Source organism: Bradyrhizobium sp., from assembly GCF_049581145.1.
GTDB lineage: Bacteria > Pseudomonadota > Alphaproteobacteria > Rhizobiales > Xanthobacteraceae > Bradyrhizobium.
In genome coordinates this window covers 1-2,319 of record NZ_JBAURI010001180.1, presented here as the reverse complement: position 1 = coordinate 2,319, position 2,319 = coordinate 1, and the positions used below count along the sequence as shown (strand labels likewise).

The window sequence follows — 2,319 nt, the reverse complement described above, 5'->3', positions numbered from 1 at the left end:
GGCGGAAACCGATCCGCCGAAGCAGCGGCACTGGTTTCACATCGTGGACGTCGAAGTCCGGGGGCGGCCCTATCCCTCGATTGCCGAGATCCAGGATGCGGTTGCGAAGCACTACCGGATCACGCGCAATGACATCTGTTCGGCGCGCCGCACCAAGAACGTGGTCATGCCGCGCATGGTCGCGGCCTATCTCTGCAAGCTGCTGACGCCGTTGTCGCTGCCGACCATCGGCCGCAAATTCGGCGGACGGGATCACACCACGATCCTGCACGCGGTTCGCAAGCTGACCCGGCTGGTCCGTGACGATGCCGCCGTGGCCAGGGACGTTGCCGCACTCATTCGGTCGATCACCGGGACGGCGCGGCCACCGGCATGAGCGGGAGCGCGTTGCCGCAAGCGGGCATCGACGCTTGCGCATCCGGCGCGCGTGCCGCCCGGTTTCAACAGACCAGACCGTGATCGCCGTCCCTGGGGACGGCGGCCCAAAAAGGAGGCGCAGACCATGAAGACCTTTCATGTCAAGGATTTCGAGAAATGTCAGCACTACAAGGACCGCTCGCCGCCCTGGATCAAGCTCTACAACGAGACCTTGGACGATTACGAATTTGCCGGCTTGCCGGACGCCGGCAAGTTTCACCTGATTGCCATCTGGCTGCTGGCAAGCCGCTCCGCAAACAGGATTCCGTTCGATCCGGTGTGGGTGGCGAGACGCATCAATGCGCTCGAGGCGGTCGATCTGCAGCTCCTTGCGGATCGCGGATTCATCGTTGTCGATCAAGAGCTACGGACCGTGGAGCGCAATGCTGGCACGGCGCAGGCAAAGCGCTTGTCCAGAGAAGAGGAGAGGAGAGCAGAGGCAGAGGCAGAGGCAGAGGCAGAGGCAGAGGCAGAGACAGAGACAGAGACAGAGACAGAGACAGAGACAGAGGGTGGTGGGGTGGAGAGGGCGCGCGAGCCGAAATCGAAGCGCGGTCCGGACCAGATCGACCTCGCGGAGGCGATCGCCCCTGCGCCCGTTGCGGCTGAGCCGAACCCTGACGGCAAATCGCCGATCAGCGATGACGGATTCGCGATCGCAACCAGGGTGCTGGAAGCGATGGGCAAAGACGCCCGCGGTCCGCTGTCGGTCGGCGCGCCGCTGACGGTGCAGGGCTGGCTCAACGCCGGCTGGAACCGCACCTGCATCCTGGCCGGCGTCACGCGCAGCATGCAATCGCGCGGCGGCGATCCGCCGAGCACGCTGAAATATTTCGAAAAGGCGATCGCCCGCGCCCATGCCGAGCTGACCGCGCCCGTTCCCGTCGTCGTCCACCAGCCAGGGGAAAAAATCCGTGCTCAGACAGATCACCGCGCCAGACCCGAAACCCTCAGCGACGTCGCCAGACGCCACGCCTATTCCGGCATCAGCTTCGGACCAAAGCCAACCGGTCTCCCTGCCGAGCTTGAAAGCAATGCAGCTTTTCGGCTGCTATCGCAAAGGTGACGCCAATGATCCCGAGGTCTACACCGCCGCTGTCGCTGCGATCTTCTCGGAATACCCGGCCTCGATCGTCGACTATGTCTGCGACCCCCGCACCGGCCTGCCGCGCCGCTCGAAATGGCTGCCGACCATCGCCGAGATCACCGAGGCCTGCGACGCGCGCACGGCATATGTTGAGGCGATCGCCGGCCTGAGCCGGATCGCGGAGCAAAACCGCGCGATCATCGCCGACCCCGACGCGAGCGAACAGGCCAAGGCCCGCGCGCAGAACTGGCTGGACCATTGCCGGACGCTCAAGCGAGTGGGGGAGTGACGGCATTGGCGCCAGGGCCGGTCGCGGCGGCGACACCAAAAGCCGGCAGCAAGGCAGGTCCGGATGACGCCAACACAGCAACCCGTAGGATGGGTGGAGCGAAGCGATACCCATCGCTATGCGTCGGCGAAGATGATGGGTTTCGCGAAGGGCTCAACCCATCCTACGGGCTACCGCAAATTTGTTCGAAAGCTCGATTACGTCGTGAGGTCCAAAAATCCGGATGGGTTTCGGACACGGTCAGGCGGCAGTTTTTCGCCGAACAATTCTGACCTTTGAACGATCAAGCTTTGAGAAAAAGCCGTTCGGGAATTCCTCGTTGGAATCGGCGCGCAACTCATCGCGCTCGCGGGATTCTTGCTTTTCCCTCGCACGATCAAACGCTAGATATGAACCAACGGCAAGCATCGTCATTTCCTATGTCACGACAATCTCAACAACCTCGAAATTGCCGCCAAGATCCATAACATTGGCCCGAGTTGGTATCGACGCGCTGCGCCTAAAGTACCTGCCCCGTTTCCCCTGA

4 protein-coding genes are annotated in these 2,319 nt (G+C 62.7%); 3 read left to right on the top strand and 1 reads right to left on the bottom strand.

Annotated elements, in window-relative coordinates:
- The 3 genes from WCB02_RS37525 to WCB02_RS37515 form a co-directional block, all read left to right on the top strand.
- Positions 1-376, top strand: a 376-nt coding sequence (locus WCB02_RS37525) for a helix-turn-helix domain-containing protein (RefSeq protein ID WP_423966978.1), incomplete at its 5' end; no start/stop codon positions are given.
- Positions 377-502: 126 nt separating this feature from the next.
- Positions 503-1,483: a hypothetical protein gene (locus WCB02_RS37520; protein WP_423966975.1), complete on the top strand. Its 981-nt coding sequence runs from the start codon at positions 503-505 to the stop codon at positions 1,481-1,483.
- Positions 1,452-1,793: a hypothetical protein gene (locus WCB02_RS37515; RefSeq protein WP_423966973.1), complete on the top strand. Its 342-nt coding sequence runs from the start codon at positions 1,452-1,454 to the stop codon at positions 1,791-1,793. Before WCB02_RS37520 ends, WCB02_RS37515 begins: the two co-directional genes overlap by 32 nt.
- Before the next feature lie 240 nt (positions 1,794-2,033).
- On the opposite strand, the gene WCB02_RS37510 is transcribed toward WCB02_RS37515, so the two are convergent.
- Positions 2,034-2,207 (bottom strand): hypothetical protein, encoded by a 174-nt coding sequence (locus WCB02_RS37510; RefSeq protein ID WP_423966971.1) that lies wholly within the window; start codon positions 2,205-2,207, stop codon positions 2,034-2,036.
- Between the last annotated feature and the right edge of the window lie 112 nt (positions 2,208-2,319).

Coding starts and splice junctions, on each gene's coding strand:
- WCB02_RS37520 (WP_423966975.1), top strand. CDS start 503: ATGAAGACCTTTCATGTCAAGGATTTCGAGAAATGTCAGCACTACAAG.
- WCB02_RS37515 (WP_423966973.1), top strand. CDS start 1,452: ATGCAGCTTTTCGGCTGCTATCGCAAAGGTGACGCCAATGATCCCGAG.
- WCB02_RS37510 (WP_423966971.1), bottom strand. CDS start 2,207: ATGACGATGCTTGCCGTTGGTTCATATCTAGCGTTTGATCGTGCGAGG.